The 20,831-nt window shown below is 44.9% G+C and carries 20 protein-coding genes, 1 tRNA gene and 6 pseudogenes; 17 read left to right on the top strand and 10 right to left on the bottom strand.

What is annotated here, in order from left to right; all coding sequences use genetic code 11:
- The first annotated feature begins 156 nt into the window (after positions 1-156).
- Positions 157-387, top strand: coding sequence for a histone family protein (locus tag JCM11216_RS08855; protein WP_013603668.1), 231 nt, complete (start codon positions 157-159; stop codon positions 385-387).
- A gap of 35 nt (positions 388-422) precedes the next feature.
- On the opposite strand, the gene speD is transcribed toward JCM11216_RS08855, so the two are convergent.
- Positions 423-815, bottom strand: a complete 393-nt coding sequence (gene speD / locus JCM11216_RS08860; RefSeq protein WP_054854002.1) for an adenosylmethionine decarboxylase — start codon at positions 813-815, stop codon at positions 423-425.
- A 75-nt stretch (positions 816-890) separates the two neighbouring features.
- On the opposite strand from speD, the gene JCM11216_RS08865 reads away from it, so the two are divergent.
- From JCM11216_RS08865 to JCM11216_RS08875, 3 genes and pseudogenes are all read left to right on the top strand, one after another.
- Positions 891-1,352, top strand: a complete 462-nt coding sequence (locus tag JCM11216_RS08865; protein ID WP_054853986.1) for a hypothetical protein — start codon at positions 891-893, stop codon at positions 1,350-1,352.
- A gap of 239 nt (positions 1,353-1,591) precedes the next feature.
- Positions 1,592-2,418: pseudogene (locus JCM11216_RS08870) on the top strand (diphthamide synthesis protein).
- A gap of 62 nt (positions 2,419-2,480) precedes the next feature.
- Positions 2,481-4,163 (top strand): annotated as a pseudogene (locus JCM11216_RS08875) (TCP-1/cpn60 chaperonin family protein).
- On the opposite strand, the gene JCM11216_RS08880 reads toward JCM11216_RS08875, so the two are convergent.
- The 5 genes from JCM11216_RS08880 to JCM11216_RS08895 all read right to left on the bottom strand — a co-directional run bounded on the left by JCM11216_RS08880 (position 4,152) and on the right by JCM11216_RS08895 (position 7,807).
- On the bottom strand, positions 4,152-4,919 hold the full coding sequence (locus JCM11216_RS08880) for a hypothetical protein (RefSeq protein WP_054854003.1): 768 nt from the start codon (positions 4,917-4,919) through the stop codon (positions 4,152-4,154). The pseudogene JCM11216_RS08875 and the gene JCM11216_RS08880 overlap by 12 nt on opposite strands.
- Complete coding sequence (tadA, locus tag JCM11216_RS18380; protein WP_243675861.1) at positions 4,906-5,919, bottom strand: ATPase, T2SS/T4P/T4SS family; 1,014 nt, start codon at positions 5,917-5,919, stop codon at positions 4,906-4,908. Before tadA ends, JCM11216_RS08880 begins: the two co-directional genes overlap by 14 nt.
- A gap of 89 nt (positions 5,920-6,008) precedes the next feature.
- Positions 6,009-6,341, bottom strand: a complete 333-nt coding sequence (locus JCM11216_RS18385) for a hypothetical protein (RefSeq protein WP_243675862.1) — start codon at positions 6,339-6,341, stop codon at positions 6,009-6,011.
- 173 nt (positions 6,342-6,514) lie between these two features.
- On the bottom strand, positions 6,515-7,345 hold the full coding sequence (locus JCM11216_RS08890) for a TFIIB-type zinc ribbon-containing protein (RefSeq protein WP_054853987.1): 831 nt from the start codon (positions 7,343-7,345) through the stop codon (positions 6,515-6,517).
- 108 nt (positions 7,346-7,453) lie between these two features.
- Positions 7,454-7,807 (bottom strand): hypothetical protein, encoded by a 354-nt coding sequence (locus JCM11216_RS08895; RefSeq protein WP_054853988.1) that lies wholly within the window; start codon positions 7,805-7,807, stop codon positions 7,454-7,456.
- 57 nt (positions 7,808-7,864) lie between these two features.
- On the opposite strand from JCM11216_RS08895, the gene JCM11216_RS08900 reads away from it, so the two are divergent.
- The 4 genes from JCM11216_RS08900 to JCM11216_RS08915 all read left to right on the top strand — a co-directional run bounded on the left by JCM11216_RS08900 (position 7,865) and on the right by JCM11216_RS08915 (position 10,020).
- Positions 7,865-8,287 (top strand): Lsm family RNA-binding protein, encoded by a 423-nt coding sequence (locus JCM11216_RS08900; protein WP_054853989.1) that lies wholly within the window; start codon positions 7,865-7,867, stop codon positions 8,285-8,287.
- A 73-nt stretch (positions 8,288-8,360) separates the two neighbouring features.
- A complete protein-coding gene (locus tag JCM11216_RS08905; RefSeq protein WP_054853990.1) occupies positions 8,361-8,699 on the top strand; it encodes a tRNA-guanine transglycosylase in 339 nt (112 codons plus the stop codon).
- Between the two features lie 63 nt (positions 8,700-8,762).
- A complete protein-coding gene (locus tag JCM11216_RS08910) occupies positions 8,763-9,443 on the top strand; it encodes a tRNA-guanine transglycosylase (protein WP_054853991.1) in 681 nt (226 codons plus the stop codon).
- Positions 9,436-10,020, top strand: coding sequence for a DUF5591 domain-containing protein (locus JCM11216_RS08915; protein ID WP_054853992.1), 585 nt, complete (start codon positions 9,436-9,438; stop codon positions 10,018-10,020). Before JCM11216_RS08910 ends, JCM11216_RS08915 begins: the two co-directional genes overlap by 8 nt.
- Here the strand turns inward: JCM11216_RS08915 and JCM11216_RS08920 are convergent.
- Positions 10,011-10,742 (bottom strand): PAC2 family protein, encoded by a 732-nt coding sequence (locus JCM11216_RS08920; protein WP_243675863.1) that lies wholly within the window; start codon positions 10,740-10,742, stop codon positions 10,011-10,013. The two genes, JCM11216_RS08915 and JCM11216_RS08920, sit on opposite strands and share 10 nt — an antisense overlap.
- Before the next feature lie 118 nt (positions 10,743-10,860).
- Here JCM11216_RS08920 and JCM11216_RS08925 point away from each other — a divergent pair.
- The 4 pseudogenes from JCM11216_RS08925 to dcd form a co-directional block, all read left to right on the top strand.
- Positions 10,861-11,022 (top strand): annotated as a pseudogene (locus JCM11216_RS08925) (30S ribosomal protein S17e); the annotation flags it as partial.
- Between the two features lie 78 nt (positions 11,023-11,100).
- Positions 11,101-11,645 (top strand): annotated as a pseudogene (locus JCM11216_RS08930) (Hsp20/alpha crystallin family protein).
- A 964-nt stretch (positions 11,646-12,609) separates the two neighbouring features.
- Positions 12,610-14,373, top strand: a pseudogene (metG, locus tag JCM11216_RS08935) (methionine--tRNA ligase).
- A gap of 71 nt (positions 14,374-14,444) precedes the next feature.
- Positions 14,445-14,989: pseudogene (gene dcd / locus JCM11216_RS08940) on the top strand (dCTP deaminase).
- Position 14,990: 1 nt separating this feature from the next.
- Here dcd and JCM11216_RS08945 read toward each other — a convergent pair.
- Both JCM11216_RS08945 and JCM11216_RS08950 read right to left on the bottom strand, forming a co-directional pair.
- Positions 14,991-16,172, bottom strand: coding sequence for a hypothetical protein (locus JCM11216_RS08945; protein WP_054853994.1), 1,182 nt, complete (start codon positions 16,170-16,172; stop codon positions 14,991-14,993).
- Between the two features lie 4 nt (positions 16,173-16,176).
- On the bottom strand, positions 16,177-17,142 hold the full coding sequence (locus tag JCM11216_RS08950; RefSeq protein ID WP_243675864.1) for a threonine/serine dehydratase: 966 nt from the start codon (positions 17,140-17,142) through the stop codon (positions 16,177-16,179).
- 375 nt (positions 17,143-17,517) lie between these two features.
- On the opposite strand from JCM11216_RS08950, the gene JCM11216_RS08955 reads away from it, so the two are divergent.
- Together JCM11216_RS08955 and JCM11216_RS08960 are read left to right on the top strand one after the other, a co-directional pair.
- The gene (locus JCM11216_RS08955) at positions 17,518-17,694 is read left to right on the top strand and encodes a hypothetical protein (protein WP_243675865.1); all 177 of its coding nucleotides are present in this window, start codon (positions 17,518-17,520) and stop codon (positions 17,692-17,694) included.
- A gap of 96 nt (positions 17,695-17,790) precedes the next feature.
- Positions 17,791-18,729 carry a hypothetical protein gene (locus tag JCM11216_RS08960; RefSeq protein ID WP_054853997.1) on the top strand — a complete coding sequence of 313 codons (939 nt, stop codon included), beginning with the start codon at positions 17,791-17,793 and terminating at the stop codon, positions 18,727-18,729.
- Between the two features lie 96 nt (positions 18,730-18,825).
- Here the strand turns inward: JCM11216_RS08960 and JCM11216_RS18390 are convergent.
- Positions 18,826-18,928 (bottom strand) — tRNA-Ala (locus JCM11216_RS18390).
- 381 nt (positions 18,929-19,309) lie between these two features.
- On the opposite strand from JCM11216_RS18390, the gene JCM11216_RS08965 reads away from it, so the two are divergent.
- The 3 genes from JCM11216_RS08965 to JCM11216_RS08975 all read left to right on the top strand — a co-directional run bounded on the left by JCM11216_RS08965 (position 19,310) and on the right by JCM11216_RS08975 (position 20,755).
- Positions 19,310-19,609 carry a hypothetical protein gene (locus JCM11216_RS08965; protein ID WP_243675866.1) on the top strand — a complete coding sequence of 100 codons (300 nt, stop codon included), beginning with the start codon at positions 19,310-19,312 and terminating at the stop codon, positions 19,607-19,609.
- An 81-nt stretch (positions 19,610-19,690) separates the two neighbouring features.
- Positions 19,691-19,963 carry a hypothetical protein gene (locus tag JCM11216_RS08970; protein ID WP_243675867.1) on the top strand — a complete coding sequence of 91 codons (273 nt, stop codon included), beginning with the start codon at positions 19,691-19,693 and terminating at the stop codon, positions 19,961-19,963.
- 168 nt (positions 19,964-20,131) lie between these two features.
- Positions 20,132-20,755 (top strand): hypothetical protein, encoded by a 624-nt coding sequence (locus JCM11216_RS08975; RefSeq protein WP_243675868.1) that lies wholly within the window; start codon positions 20,132-20,134, stop codon positions 20,753-20,755.
- Positions 20,756-20,831: the final 76 nt, after the last annotated feature.

Genomic DNA, 20,831 nt, shown 5'->3' on the forward strand with positions numbered 1-20,831 from the left:
GCTGTAGTAACTGCGGTAAGATTTTCTATCTATATAAGACGAAATTCGCAACATTAACCTATAAATTAGAAGAGATAGGACTTTAATAAATGGCGTAATTTCTTACGTGTAGAAAGAGGAAAAATCCTTAAATACTTATTTTGAGAAGAACCATCAATGCCTGAATTACCACTGGCACCAATAGATAGAATTTTCCATAAAGCTGGTGCTGAAAGAGTTGGTGAAGATGCAATACAAGCATTGAGGGATATTCTTGAATATATTGCGTTTGATATAGCAACAAAGAGTATAGAATTAGCGAGACATGCTGGTAGAAAGACCGTTACTGCTGATGATGTTAAGACAGCAATTAGAATACTTAGGTGTATACCCGCACCCACATCATAATGAAATTAAAATGTTTCTCTTTTTAAATTTATTAATTATTCACTGGATCTATCTGCATAATTAACGATGTATTTCCTCGGCTTAAGGACACTCACAATATAGTTAAATGCCTTGTTTGGCATGCTATGGTCGCCGCATGTATATACATCAACCGTGGCAAACCTATAGACGGGCCATGTATGTATCGCTATGTGGCTCTCTACAACTAGGGCAAGTACGCTGACACCCTCTTTATCGCCATTTATGAACTTCCAGGACTTAACCTCAACCAGGTGTACATTGGCCATTTCGGCGGCCTTTATTACTAATGACCGTAAGAACTTCTCATCACTTAAAATGTTTGGGTCGACCCCGTATAGGTTACCATATATGTGCTTACCGATCACCCCATTTAACCTTTCATATCCCAGTTGGGATGTTGTGGACATGGCTTTGGGTTCTAAGAACCCCGTATAAGGCATGCCTTTAAATCCTTTTCCTTTAAAAGAACAGGAAGTATCAGAATGGCAGTACCTTATGTACCAACACCACGTGATGTTGCCATAGAAATGCTTAGGTTAGCGAATGTAAGGCCTGGAGAGGTCGTTGTTGACCCTGGTGCTGGTGAGTGTAATATCGTGGTATTGGCAGTCACGATATTTAATGCCATTGGTATAGGTATTGAAATTAACCCAGCACTTGTTAGGTCATGTATTGAGACCTTCGAGAAGTTGGGGGGGTTGAAAGGCAGAGCGTATGTCGTATGGGGCGACTTGTTCGATTTTGATTACTCAATAGCTGACGTAATAACGTTGTACTTGGGTAGTGATGCTAATGAGAAAATACGACTGAAATTAATTAAGGAGCTAAGACGTGGCTCTCGCGTGGTTAGTCACGACTTTGAGGTACCTGGTTGGCGGCCTATAAAATCCATTGTTGTTAATGGACCATTTAGAACGCACAGAATTTATTTATATATCATCTAGAGACTTTCATGCCCGTGAATTATAATAATGACTTAACCGAGGTACTAGACGAGTACTTATTACCGCTTAAAGGAATTGAAGAAGAACTGAGCAGAGGGGATAAAGACGTTAAAGTCTGATTGAGACCCCCCCCTCGGATTTAAAAACGTTGGGTTAGAGGTTGTGCGATATTTAAGTAATAAGGGATATAGGGCATACTTAAGTGGGCAGAATGTTTGGGGGGTGCCTGTGATTTCTCGGTGTTGAGTGATTATCAATACATAATTCATCTAGGGCATGCTTTGCCATCTAATATATTCCGTATAATAAGTAATAACCTCAGAGTAAGGAGGGGGGGTGGGTCTGGCAATATTGTTACTATTGAAATCGAGGGAGGCCCCCCCATCGTATTGTTTTCAGTTATCTATTATAAACCTAGGCCTGAGTTATTAAATAGGGTTGGGGAAATTGTGGGCGATTTCGTTAGGCCAGGCACCGACGTTCTCGTAACCTATGCATTACCATATAAGCTATATGCATATAAAATTGCTGAGGCTCTTGGTTTATCAGTAGCGCCGAGCCCCCCCATAACTGGTTGTTTTATTCCCTTTCCAATACGAGGAACAGTACTGTTTGTGGGCTCTGGTTACTTTTACCCATTGACATTTAAGTTATTAAAGCCGCAAGCAACTGTTTACCTGCTTGATGTGTTTAGGGGGGGTCCGTTGAGAATGTTGACCAGGTATACCGTAGGTACTTAGCCCTTAAGGTTAAGGCGCTTCAGGGATTTAGTAATGCGAGGCTCGTGGGCATCGTCATTTCGAGGAAGCCTGGCCAGTATAGACCTGAACTGGTTGAATTGCTAATCAATAGGTTGAGGGGGGGTTTGGGTAAGGAATTCGTGGTTATTGACCTGAATGAGGTCTCGCCTGACTACATTAACAACCTGCCTGTGGATGCGGTGGTAAATACTGCATGTCCAAGGATTGGTATTGATGATTTAGATAGATTTGCAAAACCTGTTATTAATGCTGGTGATGTCCTTAAGGTGAATACTCTTGATTTAAGTAATTTATTGGTGTGGTAATACGTGGACTTATTCCTCATAGGAAAGAAAGGTTTTTATAGAAGTGCTTTACGGAGACGCCGATGAGCAGCGGTACACAGGCATATCTAGCACAGATCGGCGGTGTGCCAGTACTGGTATTGAAGGAAGGGACCCAGAGGGCCTTTGGTAAGGAGGCAATGAGGATAAACATAATGGTTGCTAAGGCAGTTGCTGAGGTTATGAAGTCAACGCTTGGCCCCAAGGGTATGGATAAGATGCTCATTGATAGCCTTGGCGACATAACAATCACGAATGATGGAGCAACAATACTCGATGAGATGGACGTGCAACATCCAATTGGCAAGCTACTTGTTGAGATCTCTAAGACACAGGATGATGAGGTCGGTGATGGAACAACAACCGCAGTAATACTGGCCGGTGCATTGCTTGAGGAAGCCGAGAAGCTACTTGATAAGAACATACACCCAACAGTCGTTGTTTCAGGATTCAAGAAGGCGCTCGATGTTGCCACGGAGCACCTAAGGAAGATCGCAATCCCGGTAAAGAGGGATGATGTCACAACGCTTAAGAAGGTTGCGTCCACGGCAATGCACGGCAAGATAAGTGAGACCGTCAAGGACTACTTCGCAGAGCTTGCGGTTAAGGCAATGCTACAGGTTGCTGAGGAAAGAAACGGGAAGTGGGTAGCAGACCTGGATAATGTGCAGATTGTTAAGAAGCACGGTGGTGCCCTTGAGGACACTCAATTAGTTTATGGCATAGTCGTTGACAAGGAGGTTGTCCACGCAGCAATGCCCAAGAGAGTTGTTAATGCTAAGATTGCCCTACTCGATGCACCACTCGAGGTTGAGAAGCCGGAGATCGATGCCGAAATTAGGATCAACGATCCCAACCAAATAAGAGCGTTCCTCGAGGAGGAGGAGAACATACTAAAGTCCTACGTCGACAAGTTCAAGGCTCTTGGAGTAAATGCAGTCTTCACAACAAAGGGTATTGATGACATGGCCCAGTACTACCTGGCTAAGGCAGGTATCCTGGCCGTTAGGAGGGTTAAGAGGAGCGACATTGAGAAGCTCGTTAGGGCAACCGGCGGTAGGCTAGTGACCAATATTGAGGACATGACGGAGGCTGACCTCGGCTTCGCAGGCCTTATTGAAGAGAGAAGAATTGGAGATGAGAAGATGGTATTTGTCGAGCAGTGCAAGAACCCGAAGGCAGTAAGCATATTAATTAGGGGGTGGCTTCGAGAGGCTTGTTGATGAGGCCGAGAGGAACCTAACAGATGCACTTAGCGTTGTTTCTGATGTAATTGAGGAGCCCTACGTACTACCTGGTGGCGGCGCACCCGAAATGGAGGTCGCCAAGGTAGTTAGGCAATTCGCGGCTAAGGTTGGCGGTAGGGAACAGTATGCTGTAGAGGCCTTTGCGAATGCTGTGGAGGTGATACCAAAGACGCTCGCTGAGAATGCGGCCTTGACGCTGTCGATGTATTGACTGAGCTAAGGCACATTCATGAGAGTAAGGAGGATGGTTGGAAGTACGGTATCAATGCATTCACGGGCAAGGTAGCTGACATGTGGGCTATTGACGTAATAGAGCCACTAACCGTTAAGTTGCAGGCTTTGAAGGCTGCCGTTGAGGCTGCGACGATGGTGTTGAGGATTGATGAGATAATCGCCGCCAGCAAGATCGAGAGTGAGAAGAAGGAGGAGAAGAGGGAAGGCGAGGAGGGCAAGGGCGAGGGTTCAAGCTCATTTGACTAACATTAAAAGCCCCATACTTAGTAAAATACTTAAAATAATAATCATAAAAAACATATACCTATTAATACCAATACCAAATTCTTTCTTAATCATCCTCAGAAAGACATAGAGGGATATTGCAATTAACACCTGGATTGAAATAATAAATAGGATATTCCAACGAATTCCAAGAAATTGTAGGGACTTGGCTACCGCAGGTATCGCGAACAAAAGAACATAGTAACTAAGCACTATCGTCCTTAATCCCCTACTTAATGCGCTAATTGTTATTTTATCACTTGAATACTTGAGGGCAATTATATACCTAGCAAGGCCTAATTCATTAATTGAAAGGCTGCCCTGTAACTCCCTGGATAATATGGAAGTAAGTATATCATCATGAACCTCATATAAAGCCCTTAGTAGGTAAATCCACTTACGCGAATCATTAATACCGAGAACATTCATCATAATCGATCCACCGCCACTTAATAGCTCTCCTACGAAATTATCCCGGGCATTCATGGAATTCAATAATTCATCATTAAGCCTATTCCTAAACCTAAGAAATATTCTCCTGGTGGCAAGTGTTGTTGACGTTACGAATAGAGGTATGATTAATGAGAGGTAGGGATTCACGAGCGTAGAGAAAATGAATAGAGCTATGGGGCCTATCGACGTTATGCCAACAATTATTGTTAAGGACTTATCAAGTGAATCGATTATTTCCTGAGCCCTTGCCCTGGCGTTACCCAGTAGGTACTCATTTAGGCTCATTTTCATCACCAACATCATCTAACATTCTGTTTAATTGAATGGAATACTCAATATAGCCGTTGTTGACGCGGTTTAATCTCATTAATGCATTGATTATTGCATCTATTTTTTGCTGCTCAGGATTGAAAAACTGAGGGTAGATAATGGACTTAACCCGGCGTATTGAACCATCCCTCTCCATTATTACTAATATGAATCTATCCAGGTCTATTAATTCATTCAATGAAAACGTTCTTAACCTGCTCATTAATGAGCCAACGTTATCCGCATGTGTGGTACCTAATACCTGGAGACCTGCATTAATACCGTGAATTAAAGCCTCGAAGTGGTCCCTCTCCCTTAACTCACCGATGATTAGTACGCCATAACCTCTATGTAACGACTTAAGTACCTCCTCGGTCTTACCAATTATTGACTTAACCTTAACGCTTGGTGTCGGTAATTCCAGGGATTCATCAGTCTCATCAATGTATATCCTCCTCAGGTTCAGGGGTAACGCCATATCTAGTGCATTTAATAGCGTTGTTTTACCGCTTGATGGCGGACCCATAATAAGCATACTAAAGCCATCACGTAGCGCAGCAATTAATCTACTCGCTTCCTTTATACTTATTGAACCTATGTTAATCAGGTCATTAATTGTAAATGGCTTCTTATGAAGCCTAACGTGCACCGACAAACCCTCAACGAGGGGGGGCCATCTATCCACCGAGATCCTAAGTTTCTTGCCATTAATGGCGATAGAGAATTTACCGCTGGGATTATCTACGGAAACTCTAACACCGCTAATATTGGCGATCTTAAGGAACTGTCCTGCAACCAGTTGTGGATTGGCATTCATGACCTTACACATTCCACGTTCACTATGATTGACGTATATGGAGTCCTGGGTTATGAATATGTCCTCAACATTCTGATCTAGTATAATTGGTGCTAAATCGCCTAAACCAAGGCTGGCGAGTATTATTAGTGACCTGAGTGCGTGGTCATTAATAAGCATGGACAGAAATTTATCCCTTGATAATAATAGTGATGATAGGGAATAGTCATGGTTGGGAACAACTCTCTTCGTTAATTCAACTAGGTAATTTAAATAATCATTATTAATTCTATGAAGCTCAAGTAGCAGTCGCCATTATTATTTACGTATTTAAGGGATGATATTGTAAATGTGCCACCTATTGGTTGGGCATTATCAATTACTAATGAGAAATCATTCATGGTAATGATAGATCCCTCCTTAAATAATTCCACCCTTAAATTAGACCTGGCACCCTTCTTAATGAACAGATTAAGGAGTCTATTAATGAAGTCCTGTCCATCAAACCTACGCGCGATATTTAGTATATCTACTAAGTTTGTTAATTTGCAGGCACTCAATGTCTCGAGCGCGTCAATATCGACCATGCCCTCGATCAGCATGGCTGAAAGATCTCTTGTGAAATTACACCTGCTAATTAACGGGCATCTTATACAGTTCAGGATTTGATGAGCAATTATCAACTTAGTTAACAACGGTTTTTTATTAGCATGTATATTCAGTGGAGATACGTAATTTAACATGTCTTCTTCACCAAGAATAAAAGAATGGGCAATCAATTAGTTTGGCATAACCTACGTACATAATCCCTCAGCGTGTATTGACTAACCTGGGTTACTTTAGCCACGTCCTCTATCCTTAATTTGTAATTAAATCTCTTGCCCACGCAGTAAATGATTGCGGCGGCCAGGATTGGCGGACTCCTTGATTGTATTACGGACTTTCGTAACGAGTTGAGAAACCTCTCGGCTTCAGGATAGAGGGTAACCCAGGAATCATTAAATAATTTAACAAGTCCTGACCTGATGAGGGATAATATTCTATCCCTCAAACTATACCTAAGCCCGACAGCGGCCAGAGAGTCCCTTATCGCTTCAAAGGTCAGTTTATGACCCCCCCTTAACCTACATGCGCTTATTACCTGCTTAGTGCTTATGGGTAGGTTATGTGACAATATTACGTATAATACCGCCGCAATCGCTGCCTCGTAGTAGGTTGCTGATGAGCCGTCCTTGCTTATTATTTTTCTAAAAATGAGCTTGGCTTCCTCGATGTACTCATTACCGATTCCAAAGGACCTAGCTATGAACAGCATACAGTCATATGCCCTATATATCGAGTAGCTCTCACGCCTTACCCTGAATAATTCATTTATGGCCCTCAACCTTTTATAGACACTCAACTTTGTCTCATTACCCACTCTTACACTTCTCTCTACGGATTTCCATATTGGAGTTAGGTCAATCTCTTCACCATCTATTAATGGTGATGATTGTGTATACGTATCATAAACGTATACAGAGCCAACCACAGTACCGCAATTCATGCATACATATTCTCCATCCCTCTCAATTACTCTTGAACTTCCACAGTAAGGGCATTGCATGGCATCTGTGATTTCATTCTCATTATTAATAAGTCCAGTGCTTATATGCCAAATAGCTCAGGGTTATTAAACTCCAGTGGAGTGTGAGAGTTTACTGAAACTTTTGGTCTACCTTAACACCTTCAAACCAATGTAGACCTTCTCGCCGACCTTAACATCATTTTTAAAATTATTAACGTCCATTAACAAGCCCCCCCCTATCGATATCTTAACATTATTTCCACCCACGTAATACACGACTCCATTCATGTAGACATCCCAATTCGATGAGTAATTTGGGTCCTTCTCATTACTAATGCTAACCCTGACATTATCCCCCTGCTTAATATCAACACCAACGGCATTCCTTGGGTACTCGAGGGCCAGGGATACGCCAGACTCGCTACTCATTTCAAGCCTTACAATGCCCCTGTAATCCGTACCCTTAACATCCATTACCTTGAAATCACCACTTAACTGCATTGGTCTACGGTAAGGAAAAATACTAAAAAAGCTTATCTTATGTAATCCTGATTAATTATGTCATTACTCGCCGATGCGGCCAGGAGGTTTAATGCGGAATTACTGAACATGGTTAATAAGGAGGTTAGGGTAACCACGAGCATGGGCACGACTTACCAGGGATTACTCGTGGGTATAGATAGCTCGTTAAACATGATGCTCGTGGATGCCGTCAATAATAAGAATGAGAGGTTCTCCCGAGTATTGATAATGAGCCATGCCATAGTGGACGTAGTCCTTGTTCAGGAGTTTGTGGATCTCAGGGAGTTCGCCAGGTACATAGATAAGTACTTCCCTGGCATGGTTAAGTATGTTGAGGAAGCAAACGTAGTGCAGGTTGGTAATGTCAAGGTGACCACGGCCGGTGTCGAGGGTTCAGGTCCATTGGCCAAGCGCGTTAAGGAGTTGTTTGATGAGTTCATGTCTAAGCGAAAAACCTAAATTATTAACGCTGTGTAAAAATCCTGAGGATAGGTATATTTTTAGAATAAACCCTGTTTTGTGGTTATTCCGAATGTCCTTTGAAATATTAGAAAAAGATTTAGCTGGAAGAATTGGCAGATTAAGGACTAGGTCAGGTATTATTGAGACTCCAGCATTATTTCCCGTGATAAATCCGGTAAAACAGGTTATATCATTAAGCGATATCTTGGGTATAGGCTTTAATCAAGTAATAACTAATGCCTACCTACTTAAGAGACATTATGGCGACCTTGTCAGGGAGGTTGGCGTGCATAAACTGCTTAATTGGGATAAACCCATCATGACAGACTCAGGCGCATATCAACTGCTCATGTACGGTAAAGTCGAGGTATCCCCCCCAGAGAGATTCTCAAGTATGAGATTGACATAGGCACAGACATCGGCGTGATACTCGACATACCGACAGTGGGGGGGTAGGCCTAAAGAAGCCGTAGTGCTTGAGGTTGAGGAAACCCTGAGAAGGGCCAGGGCAGCCCTTGTGAAGGCCAAGGTATGGGATCCCGAACACAGGATGTTGATTGTGGGTCCAGTGCAGGGTGGTGATAAACTCGACATACTTAGTTACTCGGCCACGAAGATGGGCGAGTTGAACTTCGATATCTACGCTATCGGTAGCCCAACAACGCTCCTTGAGGAGTATGACTTCTCAACGATAATGAGGATGATAGCCGTGGTGAAGGAGAGGTTGCCACCAGGCAAGCCCGTGCACCTCTTTGGGGGGGCTGGGCACCCATTAATACTACCCTTTGCGGTCGCCATGGGCATTGACCTATTTGACTCTGCCAGTTACGTTCTGTATGCCCGTGATGATAGGATAATCCTTAGGGATAGGACCGTTAGACTTAGTGAGGTTAAGGTTGATAGAATACCCTGTAATTGCCCCCCCGTGTGTAGGAAGTACAGTGTTAAGGAGTTAACGAGTATGAATAAGGCTGAGCGCGAGAGGTTATTGGCAATCCACAACCTATACGTGCTTTGGGAGGAGATCCAGGAAATTAAGGCTAGGATTAAGGAGGGAACCCTTTGGGAGTACCTAGAGGAAAAAGCTGGCGGTGATGCCAGGGTTAAGTCGGCATTACTGGCCTTAAGGAAGGGGGTTAAGGGCTTTGCTTAAGGTAATCCCGGATGAGTCAGGGCGTGTGAAGGCACTGCACATAACATCCTTGGAATCCCTGCACAGGCCCGAAATAATTAGGCATGTTGAGAGACTTCTCAATAATTATGAGCCGCCCCCCCAGGGATGTATAGTCGTGGTATTGCCAGGTGAGCTTCTTGATAGACCATACATAAGAGACCCATTAATATACTGGCTAATAGATCAACTAATAAGTAATGACTTATTAAGTAAAGTTCACATTATAATAAATAATCCCATCCTGGGTCCAATACCGTATGAGATAAGTGAGATTTACCCGTTATCGCAGCATGAGTATCCTGAACCTACTCCGAATTACCTGCGTCTACACGCTCACCATTTGCTACGTAAATACTTAATTAAATTACGGAGTAAGGGATTTAACGGAATTATGGTAATTACGAAGGATTATCGCGAAAAAATAATCAATGAGTTAATGGGTCTGGGCTTTAAAGGCTTAATAATTCTTAAGGCTAGGTCAAGGCAGGAACTATACTCATTAATACCTTGGATCGTTAAGGAAATAAGTGGTATTCAATGTAGCAATCAGATGTAATGGGGAGGTCCCTCCCTACGTTTCATACTTTCCTGCAACTCCTTAACTTCTTTATCAATAATCTCGGCTAACTCCCTTAATCTACTAACATCAACCTCGACGCCTGTTAATTCCTTTAGGAACTGAATGGCGACGATAGCCGCATTAGGGTCTGCACGGAATGGTTCGGCATACGGCAATATGGAGATTGCGGGTATGCCGAACCTCTCGAATTCATTCATTAACAACGCCAATGGCCCAACCATTGCGTAGTTAAGCTCCATAAGTTTAACCTTACCCAGGGAATATCTACTCCTATACTCGGTTGTTACAGCGATTCTCAGCTGATCTAAATCCTCACCCCCCCTTAATCTATTATCAAGCCCACCAAAGAGTATGGCCTCCCTAAAACCATTAATGTATACCCAGCGGGCAATTGTTTTAACGACATCGTGCGCGTATTTGGTCATGAAGTCGCCATCCCAATGAATTATGGAAATAGTAAAACCAGTTTCCGGGCAATAATAAATCTCGCCAGGCGTTGAGAGCATGTTCGCACTAATTATGTAAGCACTCAACGGTGGTTCCCTGGGCATCACTATGAACCCAACCCTACGGCAATTAAGAGCATTGGACAGGTGCTGAACAACTAAGTAGCCAACCATGCCTATGCCTGCAAATCCCGTTAGGAAATACATGGGCTTTAGTATTGGCTCCACCATGTTAATCCTTACATTGTTCACGGCATTAACAAAACCTGAACTAGTTATTAAAAGTGTTAGCATTACGTACATAACGTAAGATTTTAAAGGGGGGGTTAAGAATACGACTGGACAATGGGGGCGTGTAAGGCCAAGGTACATAAAGAGCCTTGCCAGGAGGTTGCTTGAGGTTTACCCAGACAGGTTTAGTGATGATTTTGAGATGAATAAGAAGGTGGTTACTGAGTTGGCGGACATACCTAGTAAGGCCGTCCGTAACAAGGTGGCTGGTGAGATAACGAGGATGATCAAGAGAATGAAGCCGGTGCCGAGGAGAGACCTGAGGTTGAGTTGGAAGAGCAATAAAGGTTTATTAAGGCTATTTTATTCTTTATGTTGTATGTCGTGGTTCGAGGACATAGATAACTGGTTCAAGAGGATTCAGAGGTATTTTGAGGAGCTTGAGCGTGAGATGGAGGAGGAGATGGAGAGAATGATGAGAGGAGTTACGCCAGAAGAAGAGGAGGGAAAGCGTGGCGGTAAGGTAAGACCTAGGTATTATTATTATGGATTTGAGATATCCATAGGCCTGATGGGAAACCGAGAATTAAGGAGTTCGGCAACGTTAGGCCAAAGGGTGAGAGGCCAGTCATTGAGGAGGATATTGAGCCGTTAACCGACGTCATTGAGGAGGAGGACTCAGTAAAGGTTATAATGGACATGCCAGGTGTTGATAAGGATAAGATAAGTATTAGGGTTTCCGAGGATGGTAAGAAATTAATTATAAGTGCCAGGAACAGTGATAGGAAGTATTACAAGGAAGTTGAACTACCAGCTGAGGTTGACCCTAGCCAGTCAAAAGCCACGTATAGGAACGGAGTATTAACCGTAGAGTTGAAGAAAAAGAGTTCAGGAAAGAGAGGATTTGAGATTAAGGTCGAATAATTTTCTATTAAATCATTAAATCCCAAGGAACAATTAACATATTTCAAATAAGGCGGTTTAAATTGACATTATTTCTCATTTGCACGTTTAATCTATAGAAATACTTGGTTATTATCCTTCCCAGCAGCTAAGTAATTATTACCTTAAGTATCAATTATTGCTTACCTAGTCATACACAATTAAATACATTCACCCCCCCATCCTTTGGTATTGGTTCCATGCGCATTGTTGTCGTTTCGTTGGTTAGGCCTACGTATACGTGTATTATGCCCACAGGCTCCATTTTGCGCCACCATGTTGAGGCCGTAGAAGTAGTAATCCCCCCCTTCTGAGACAATTGATGGGCCATTAATGATCCAGGAAACCATGATACCATAGCTGTAAGGGACTGTTTACTGCCAGTTACGTAATTGGCATTGTATGTGGTGTTTATGTAGGACTCAGCGTCATCGCTGGCTTTGTGGTGCTGATTATTATGGACCTATGCATGAATTAGGAATTCTTGTACGTGCTGTAGTAGACTAGGGAGGTTATTGAGACATTAACCGATTTACCAAGCACATGGGTGACAAAGCTAAGCCGGGCAGGTACTTAGGATGGAATGAGCCCTAATAATAACCAGGGAGGGTGGTGCCGTTTTATGTAGGATATCGTGACAACACGCATGAAGATGTAATCGTCAAGAATTACTGCATGATCGCTAGGTGCAATGAGGCCCACGTAATAACCCCACCAATAACAAGTCTCAACCAAAGTCACAACTGACCACCTTACTGATTTTTCTACGTGCCATGTATGGCCATTAATTATTCTCCCTCGTATTTTTAAATCCGGTTAGGGCTCGTTTCAGGAACTAGAACGTAAGAATAGTCGGTTAAGATAAGACCTAGGCCTTAATAGGTCACGGAAGATTCAGTGATAGTAATTTACTTTAAGCTTAAAACTTAAATTTCTGGGTTACGTTGTGCAGTTTGGTAACGATGGTGACCAATCAGGAAATGCCAAAAGGAAGTGGGTTATAGGCTCTGCATGGCCATACATCTATGCGGTACCTCACCTGGGCAATCTGATTGGTTCCGTATTGTCAGCTGACGTCTTTGCCAGATACCTTAGGCTCAGGGAGATGACGTTGTTTTTGTGTCCGGCTCTGATGAGCATGGCACGCCTATCGAGGTCGAGGCACTACAGTTAGGTGTGAAGCCTAGGGAATTGACGGATAGAATGCATGAAATCGTGAAAAAGCTATTCGAATTGTGGGAGATTAGTTTCGATAATTACACGAGGACAGAGTCGCCAGTGCATAAGGAATTCGTTAAAGAATTCTTCATGAAGCTCTACAACAATGGATACATAATTACTAGGGAAGACGAAGTACCCTACTGCCCAAAGGACAAGATCTACTTACCAGACAGGTTCATAATAGGTACTTGCCCATACTGCGGGTATGATAAGGCCCGCGGTGATCAATGCGAGAATTGCGGTAGGCTCCTTGAACCAAGGCTATTGATAAACCCGAGGTGTGCAATATGTGGTTCTAAACCAATTTGGGTCAGAACAAAGCATTGGTACCTGGACTTAACGAAGCTTGAGGACAGGGTTAGGAAGTACGTGGAGGAGAACACCGCACTGCCCGAGAACGCCAAGCAAATGAGCCTTGGGATGCTTAAGGAGGGATTAAGGCCAAGGGCCATAACAAGGGATAATAAGTGGGGGGGTATTGAGGCCCCCCCATTCCCTGGCGCCGATGATAAGACGATATATGTATGGTTTGAGGCTGTGCTCGGCTACGTATCAGCAACGATAGAGTACTTCAGGAACAGGGGGTAATGAGGATGAGTGGAAGAAATTCTGGTTCGACCCAAGTACACGGGCCGTATTCTTTGTGGGTAAGGATAACATTCCATTCCACGTAATATTACTACCCGCAATGCTCATAGCCTCTGGAGACCCATACGTAATGCCCTACACCACAGCATCAACCGAGTACTTACTATTCGAGGGTAAGAAATTCTCCAAGAGCCAAAGGATTGGTATTTGGATTGATGAGGCATTGGCGTTAATGCCCGTTGACTACTGGAGATTTGTCCTGGTTTACCAGAGACCTGAGGGGGGGAGGGATACGAGTTTCACGTGGCATCAAGTCCTTGAGGTCATAAACTCAATACTAAACGATGTAATTGGCAACTTCATACATAGGGTGCTTACTTTCATAAGCGCGAGGTTTAACGGGGAGGTTCCTAATGGGGCGCTTAAGGACATTGATGTTAAGTATAGGGATGAAGCCTTAAATCACTTCAGGAGTGCTGAGGGGCATTACGAGAGGATTGAGCTTAGGGATGCGTTGATGGAGGTTGTGGAGATTGCGAGGGTCGGTAATAGGTACCTAAACGAGAGACAGCCCTGGGAATTAATAAAGAGTAATAAGGATGAGGCAGGCGCGGTCATGCTCAATGCACTGCACATGGTTAAGGCCCTATCAATAGGCCTATGGCCTGTAATGCCCAAGTCAATGGAGGACCTATGGTCAATGGCGGGCTTCGGTAAATTAACCTGGGCGGATGCCTACGAACCGCCAAGGCCAGGTACTAGGGTTAGTAATGTGAGGCCTCTCTTCAGGAAGATTAGTTATGATGAGTTTAAGGCAATGATGAGGAAGTTAGACGAGATTAGAGATGCTAAGGACAGGAATAAGTACCCATGGGAACAGGTATACCTGCCCAGTCAGTGATATTATGTGGGGGGAATACCTTGGGGTTTTTATGGTAATAAAAATAAAATCGCGAGACTCGTTAGTAATTGATGGCCGTACTAACGAGGGATGAAATACTAAAGCTTGTTAAAGGCGGGGGGGTCCTATCAATAGAACCCTTCACCGAGGACGTTGTTAGGGAGAATGGGCTTGACCTTAGGGTCGGCACCGAGTACGCGATATACGCCTTCGACGGGCAGGTAATAGACCCATGCGAACTGGAGAGTGCTAGGCACCTATTCAGCATCGTTGAGGCTAAGGATGGCAGGATAGTAATACCACCAAGGAGCTTCGCATTACTGACGACAATGGAGTACGTGAAGTTCCCAAGGGACGTGGTCGGCTTCTGCAACCTCCGCTCAACCCTGGCCAGGTACGGCCTAAGCGTGCCACCAACAATAATCGATGCAGGCTTTGAGGGCAACGTAACGATAGAGGTAATAAACAATAGCGGCAATTACATGGTCCTTAGGCCAGGCATGAGGTTTCTACATGTGATCCTCGTAAAGGCAATTGGCGAGGCGAAGTACCTGGGTAGGTACCTGGGCCAGAGGGGGGGGTCACACCACCAAAGGGTATGAAGGGTGAGTGTTGAGTTATGGTGTGTATTTAACGACGTCCATACCGAGGACGCCGGCTATGGTCTCCAACTCCTTAACCATATTGCCAGGTATTATGACGTGGTGATTATACGGCGCCAGCCTAAGGATGACCGAGGAGTCGGTACCGAGGTCAAGTATGGCCTGCGTCCTGCACATCCTATCACTCAGCAACCCTGTCTCAACAACCCTGGCACTGAAGATACCCATCCTCCTGAAGTCGCTTGAGACCGAGACCCCCCCAGTCACATCATTAAACAACAAACTGCCAGTCAAGCCATAGTTAAACCCAGACTCAAAGTGGGTCACAACCCTGGCATCCCTCACCATATTAAGGGCTATGGTACAATGAGCCATAGTAACCTTACTATCCTCAATGTGGTTCGTGTTCGCGATCCAACCACTATAGCCAGTTAACTCCCTGGCAACAACCATGGAGAACAAAGCCCTTAAGTCGGCCTCACACGCCGCTATCAACCCTTCCTCATTAAGCCTAGCCAACGCCAAACACGGTGTGACCCTATGCTTAACTAGGTATGGGAAGCAGTTAATTGCGAGGGCATCGTACTTACCATAAAGACCACGCATGGCAGCGTAGATCCTACCAACGTCCCTAAGCCTCTCATCACCAACCTCAAACTTAACCCTACCTTTAATGTAGTTCACGAACTCGGCGGCCAATTTCTCATCAGCATTATCAATCATATCCTCAAGGCTCTCCATGGGTATAGCATCAACCCTCGCCTCAAACCTATCCTCAAAGGTCCTGGCTACGCTGTCCTTAGCCCCAACACCAAGCAGGGCAACCCTAATACCGAGTATAGAAGCTATGGCCCTGGCGATCCTTAGTGCATGGTCAATATGGCCCAGGTCATCGAGGTGAAGTATTCCCGAGTCAACCCCAACCTCACTAAGTAGGGCCCTTGCATCAAGGGCTGAGGCGAGACTATTAAGGCCTGGATGAGAAACAAGCAGTAACCTGCGTAGGCCGTAATCCTCGGCGAACTCCCTGACAAGGCGACTAACGCCACCTGACAGTATTAATGCAACGACAAACGCATCGCTAATGTTCAACCCCCTTAGCTCATCAGTACTTGATACGACCCTATCAACACCAACAGTGGGTAACCTATCCCTATGCAGTGGTGAGACGAAGCCCAGGACGACGATCCTCCTCATACAATTAATAATTCTCAAGGGCCTTCATAAACAGTTCTGGGTCTATATTACCGCCGGTAACCATGATAACTACCTTCTTACACATTAACTGACTCCTCAGCTTCATGGCAGCAGCCAATGCGGCGGCGCCCGCAGGCCCCGCGACCTGCCCAGCATTAAGGGCTAATTCCTTAATAGCCCTGAGCATCTCATCATCACTAACGAGAACCACATCATCAATCCTACCCCCCCTCAATATGCTGAATGGTAACTCATAGGCCCTAGCCGTGGCTAAGCCCTCGGCTATAGTCCTAGCATAGCCCGTGGAAATCAACCTACCCTCCCTAAGCGATAGATAAACACTTGGCGCACCCTCCGCCTGTACGCCTATGACCTTAATTGATGGGTTAACGGATTTATAGACTATCACGGCACTCGATGCTCCCGAGCCACCGCCTATTGGGTTAATCACCACATCAACGTCGGGCAGGTCCTCAACAACCTCTAGGTGCATTGTGCCAACCCCCCCAGGATAGAGCAGTGGCTCATTGGTGCTATGCACGAATAGTAAGCCCTCCCTGTTAGTGAGGCTCATTGCGTAGTCCAGGGCTTCATCAAACACCTTACCGTGAAATATAATCTCGGCGCCCAAGTCCTTCAAAGCCTCAACCTTAACCCTGGACACGCCCTCAGGCATTACGATCACGACCCTGGCACCAATTAACTTACCGGCGTAGACAACGGACTGCGCGTGATTGCCCGTGGATGCCGCAATTAATCCCCTCCTCTGTGCCTCATCCCTCTTAACCATCGCGAAATACACACCACCCCCCCTAACCTTAAACGCCCTGGTTGGCTGAAGATTCTCAAGCTTCAGGTAAACATCAAAGCCAAGCAACCTAGATAACTGACGTGAATAAACAAGAGGAGTCCTCGGCAAGTACCTACTAATCACCTGCTTAGCCCTATAAACATCTAACAACGAAAACATTAAAGGCATTTAATGTTACACCTTAAATAAGCAGGGCTTTTTCTTTATGGTTAGGGTAAGATTAAACAGACTAATCCATGACATGTTATCAATCCAGGCCGGGCTTGATTGACTATGATAATTTCCTGCTACACTGCTTAACTCATTTTAACTAATAAAGTAAATATTCAGTGTATCCTTATAGGTACCTAGTATTACGTGGACATTTAACATAGCTACGGTGCTAATGATGCGGTATTCCCAAACTCCTTCAAAGATACAACACCAGCCAACGTATACCTACCAAACTTCAACCCATCACAGTCATACGTGGCCACCTTCAACGTCGACTTTGAAAATAACGTGGTCACAGCTCAATACCCATGCGCTTATGAGGTGCTTCAAACCGTTTGGGCACAAACTACGTGGGAGGTCATTGTGATTCCTCAGTCAAGTAGTACGGCAAGCATAAATGGGTATATCGGGTACTACCAATCATCATCAGCACCACCCAATTCCTACGTGACTGGCGTAACGTCATACATGGTACCCATAACATGCCCCCCCTCCTAATGGCTAATCCTCATCAGCCATTGAGCTTACGTTCCAGTCCCTGGAACGGGCTTACTAAGGTATAGAAATTTAAAATAAGAAACCAAGCAATACCCAATGGTTATGGGTTTGAGGGTGGGGGGGTGGTTGGTGGCTGTGTTGGTAATAGTGGCTGTGGTTGTATCCTTGCTTGTCGTGCGTAGTACTTGGCATATCGGTGGTTCCAGCTCCGTGAGTCCCTCTCACGTGGGTCAATCAATTAAGCTTCCGTCACTCATTATACCAAACAGGATTAATTATGGTGCTGTCCTGTGTAATTCCTCCTACGACCTCATAATGCCCGGCGGCTCGGCAATAGCCCTTGTCTACCATGTTCATGGGGGGGATATGAAGATTAATGGTTATGAATTATACATTGACTTCCCAACCGCCATAATAAATGAGACGCTGTCATCATGGGCCAGCATGTCGTATTCGGGCAATGCCATGTGGCTTGGCATCTACCTAAACGGCAGGTTAATAGCCTCAAACAATCAATCACAGCCACTGCAGGCATTGGCCATAACGGTCAATCACCCATACGTTTACGGTAATAAAACCATGAACTTCTGGCAAATCGTTAATACGGAGAATTGGTACGTGATACACACGGGAATAGGCGTTGGGTTCCCCGCAATCAACGTCACTCCAGGCGACACCATAGTGGTGATCCTATACTCCGCAGTCCCCCCCTACGCACTACCGATCTGCAACATCACGAGCGAGGCCGAGGAGGTCCAGTTAATGGTTAAGTATGGTTGGATCGGTAATATAGGCGCGAGTAACATACCAACGGCCAAGCAATTATTTGAAAACGGCCAATACATCATTGAGGAGCCCACGATATACGTGATCACAAAGTCAATCACAAACCCGCAATCAATAAGCATGGACGACATAACGCCAGGGATAAGCAACATAGCACCAGAATACATGCTATCATACTCCTGGTACCCATTACCTACGAATTACGCAGTTATTTACTCAAATAAAAATGAGATAAACGCCAACGGGTAATCCATGCATTCATTCTTCAATAAAATTCTCTAAAAATAGGTTATTACACAGATGAAATTCTAAAACTGACGATAGAGGGGGGGAAAGGATTGATTGTGGTGGACCGGCCGGGATTTGAACCCGGGATCTCCCGCGTGCGAGGCTTATGCGGGGGGGCGTCAGCCCCCCCTGGGCATCCTTCCAGCTAGACTACCGGCCCAAGGGAAAAGCCGAGAACCAAGAAATTTAAGCTTTTAGCCTGATTCCTGCCTACTCATTAACTATGCGTACTACCTCCTCATAAGGCAGCTCCTTGACTAAGGACGAGCCCTCAATTACACATACTATTAATTGCGCCATTATCGCTCTTCTTCATACCGCATATAGCCAGTGGCATCGGTCTTACATCGATTAAGAAGATTACCTAGAGACCGCTTTATACCTGCGTCACATCCTCAGCGCTCATAGCGCTCCTCTTAATCATCATGTACCTCTATAGCCTATTAGTGATTATTTAATTAAGCATAGCATCGACGCCACCCCCGCACTACTGCTTGGGTTAATACATAGGTTTTTAACCCATTGATTTAATGGTATGTTAATGAGTAATGACAAGCAGTCTGCGCAGGCAGGGCAGGTTATTAATCAGGAAATGCTCGTGACTGGGATACTAGCGTCCGTTAAACCATTAATACAGGTGGTACTGGCGGACCTTGTTAACGACCCAAACCTAAGGAAGATAGTGATATCGTCAATGCTCTCGGTAATTAACGACAAAGAGTTCAGATCGTCACTCAAGGCATTAATAATCGAGATACTGCGCGATGAGAATGTTAGGCGCGAACTCCGCGACTTCCTGAGGGATGTCGGTAACCCACTGCGTCTTTTACTGCCTCCGTGAAATTAGGATTAATTTGGGATTTAGTTATTTTTAATGATGTGCCGGGATTCATTTATTTTGGCAATACATTAACAGTGATCAATGAGTTCACAGGTAGACCCAATACAGATAGCCCGATTACCCGAGAACCAGCGTGAGCAACAAATAAAGTCAATACTACAAATGCTATTCACACTCAAGGAAGACCAGGCATTCCAAGCACTCCGTGGGGGGGTCATTGAGACCCTCGCCAAAAGGGCCACTGATGATGAGTACATTAATTGGTGTAAGACGACCATGAAGATCCTGGCCTCGTACCCAGACGAGGTCGTTAAGGCAGGGCTGGCATTAAGGAGCAGGGTGGTCTCAAGCTAGATAAGAACCTGCAAAACAGGGACCAGGCAATCGTGGGTAGGGTGTTGCAACTGCTTGATGAGGGGTCACGGCAGAAGTTAATGAGGAATATGAAGTGAGTGCTTCCAGCTTCGTCAAAAGAATTAAATTTATCTTCATTGTTCTCAAACCCGCGGTAAGATGCCCTCAGTGATTTATTGGTGCGATGACTTAAACGTGCCAGTGCTTAGTAAGGACTTGGGAGCCAAGCGATGCTCATCATTGAGTATTGCCAGGATTACGAAGCCCGGCGATGTTAGGCCTGCCTTTCCCGCCGACGTTGAGATTACTAGGAGGGCTGTGATTAATGAGTTTGGAAGTGAGGAGTTGGCTAAGTTATTAATACCCGATAATGAGGTCATCCTCCTCAATAAAATACCCGGCTACGCAGACCAGGCAGATGAGGTCATCGTGAGGGGGGGTAGGGTGATTGGCCATAGGTTTTATGATATAGAGAGGAGGATGTGGAGGTTTAGGCCGTTGTACGAGGGTGTCGCTGAGATGGTTAATCGGGGGGGCCTTGGTTATTGGGCCGTAATTAGATTAGACAAGCTTCCTGGGAGGTACGATGTTCATAGGGAGTTGATCACTAGGGGGGTAACCTACCCAGCGAGAGGTACGTGCACGTTGCAGTGTCCACAGAGGATGGTAAATACCACGCATTGCCAAGTCGATGAGGGGGGGTGGCAGGCTCAGGATAATCAAGAGCTGGTTAGCAAAGGGGGGGCCGCTGCCAAGCCCCCCCAAGCCCAGCACGCTGAAGGACTTCATTGAGTTGAACAGGGATTACATAGAGCATAAGGCCGAGAAGGCCATGGAATTCCTAAGGAAAGTCTTCAATGAGTATAGG

The organism is Vulcanisaeta distributa JCM 11216 (genome assembly GCF_001315985.1).
In the GTDB taxonomy this organism is placed as follows: Archaea; Thermoproteota; Thermoprotei; order Thermoproteales; family Thermocladiaceae; genus Vulcanisaeta; species Vulcanisaeta distributa_E.

What these genes read in the sequence shown, in the direction of transcription:
- JCM11216_RS08855 (WP_013603668.1), top strand. Translation starts at nt 157, where the DNA reads ATGCCTGAATTACCACTGGCACCAATAGATAGAATTTTCCATAAAGCT.
- speD (WP_054854002.1), bottom strand. Translation starts at nt 815, where the DNA reads ATGTCCACAACATCCCAACTGGGATATGAAAGGTTAAATGGGGTGATC.
- JCM11216_RS08865 (WP_054853986.1), top strand. Translation starts at nt 891, where the DNA reads ATGGCAGTACCTTATGTACCAACACCACGTGATGTTGCCATAGAAATG.
- JCM11216_RS08880 (WP_054854003.1), bottom strand. Translation starts at nt 4,919, where the DNA reads ATGAGCCTAAATGAGTACCTACTGGGTAACGCCAGGGCAAGGGCTCAG.
- tadA (WP_243675861.1), bottom strand. Translation starts at nt 5,919, where the DNA reads ATGCTTATTAATGACCACGCACTCAGGTCACTAATAATACTCGCCAGC.
- JCM11216_RS18385 (WP_243675862.1), bottom strand. Translation starts at nt 6,341, where the DNA reads ATGCTGATCGAGGGCATGGTCGATATTGACGCGCTCGAGACATTGAGT.
- JCM11216_RS08890 (WP_054853987.1), bottom strand. Translation starts at nt 7,345, where the DNA reads ATGCAATGCCCTTACTGTGGAAGTTCAAGAGTAATTGAGAGGGATGGA.
- JCM11216_RS08895 (WP_054853988.1), bottom strand. Translation starts at nt 7,807, where the DNA reads ATGCAGTTAAGTGGTGATTTCAAGGTAATGGATGTTAAGGGTACGGAT.
- JCM11216_RS08900 (WP_054853989.1), top strand. Translation starts at nt 7,865, where the DNA reads ATGTCATTACTCGCCGATGCGGCCAGGAGGTTTAATGCGGAATTACTG.
- JCM11216_RS08905 (WP_054853990.1), top strand. Translation starts at nt 8,361, where the DNA reads ATGTCCTTTGAAATATTAGAAAAAGATTTAGCTGGAAGAATTGGCAGA.
- JCM11216_RS08945 (WP_054853994.1), bottom strand. Translation starts at nt 16,172, where the DNA reads ATGAGGAGGATCGTCGTCCTGGGCTTCGTCTCACCACTGCATAGGGAT.
- JCM11216_RS08950 (WP_243675864.1), bottom strand. Translation starts at nt 17,142, where the DNA reads ATGTTTTCGTTGTTAGATGTTTATAGGGCTAAGCAGGTGATTAGTAGG.
- JCM11216_RS08960 (WP_054853997.1), top strand. Translation starts at nt 17,791, where the DNA reads ATGGTTATGGGTTTGAGGGTGGGGGGGTGGTTGGTGGCTGTGTTGGTA.
- JCM11216_RS08965 (WP_243675866.1), top strand. Translation starts at nt 19,310, where the DNA reads ATGAGTAATGACAAGCAGTCTGCGCAGGCAGGGCAGGTTATTAATCAG.
- JCM11216_RS08970 (WP_243675867.1), top strand. Translation starts at nt 19,691, where the DNA reads ATGAGTTCACAGGTAGACCCAATACAGATAGCCCGATTACCCGAGAAC.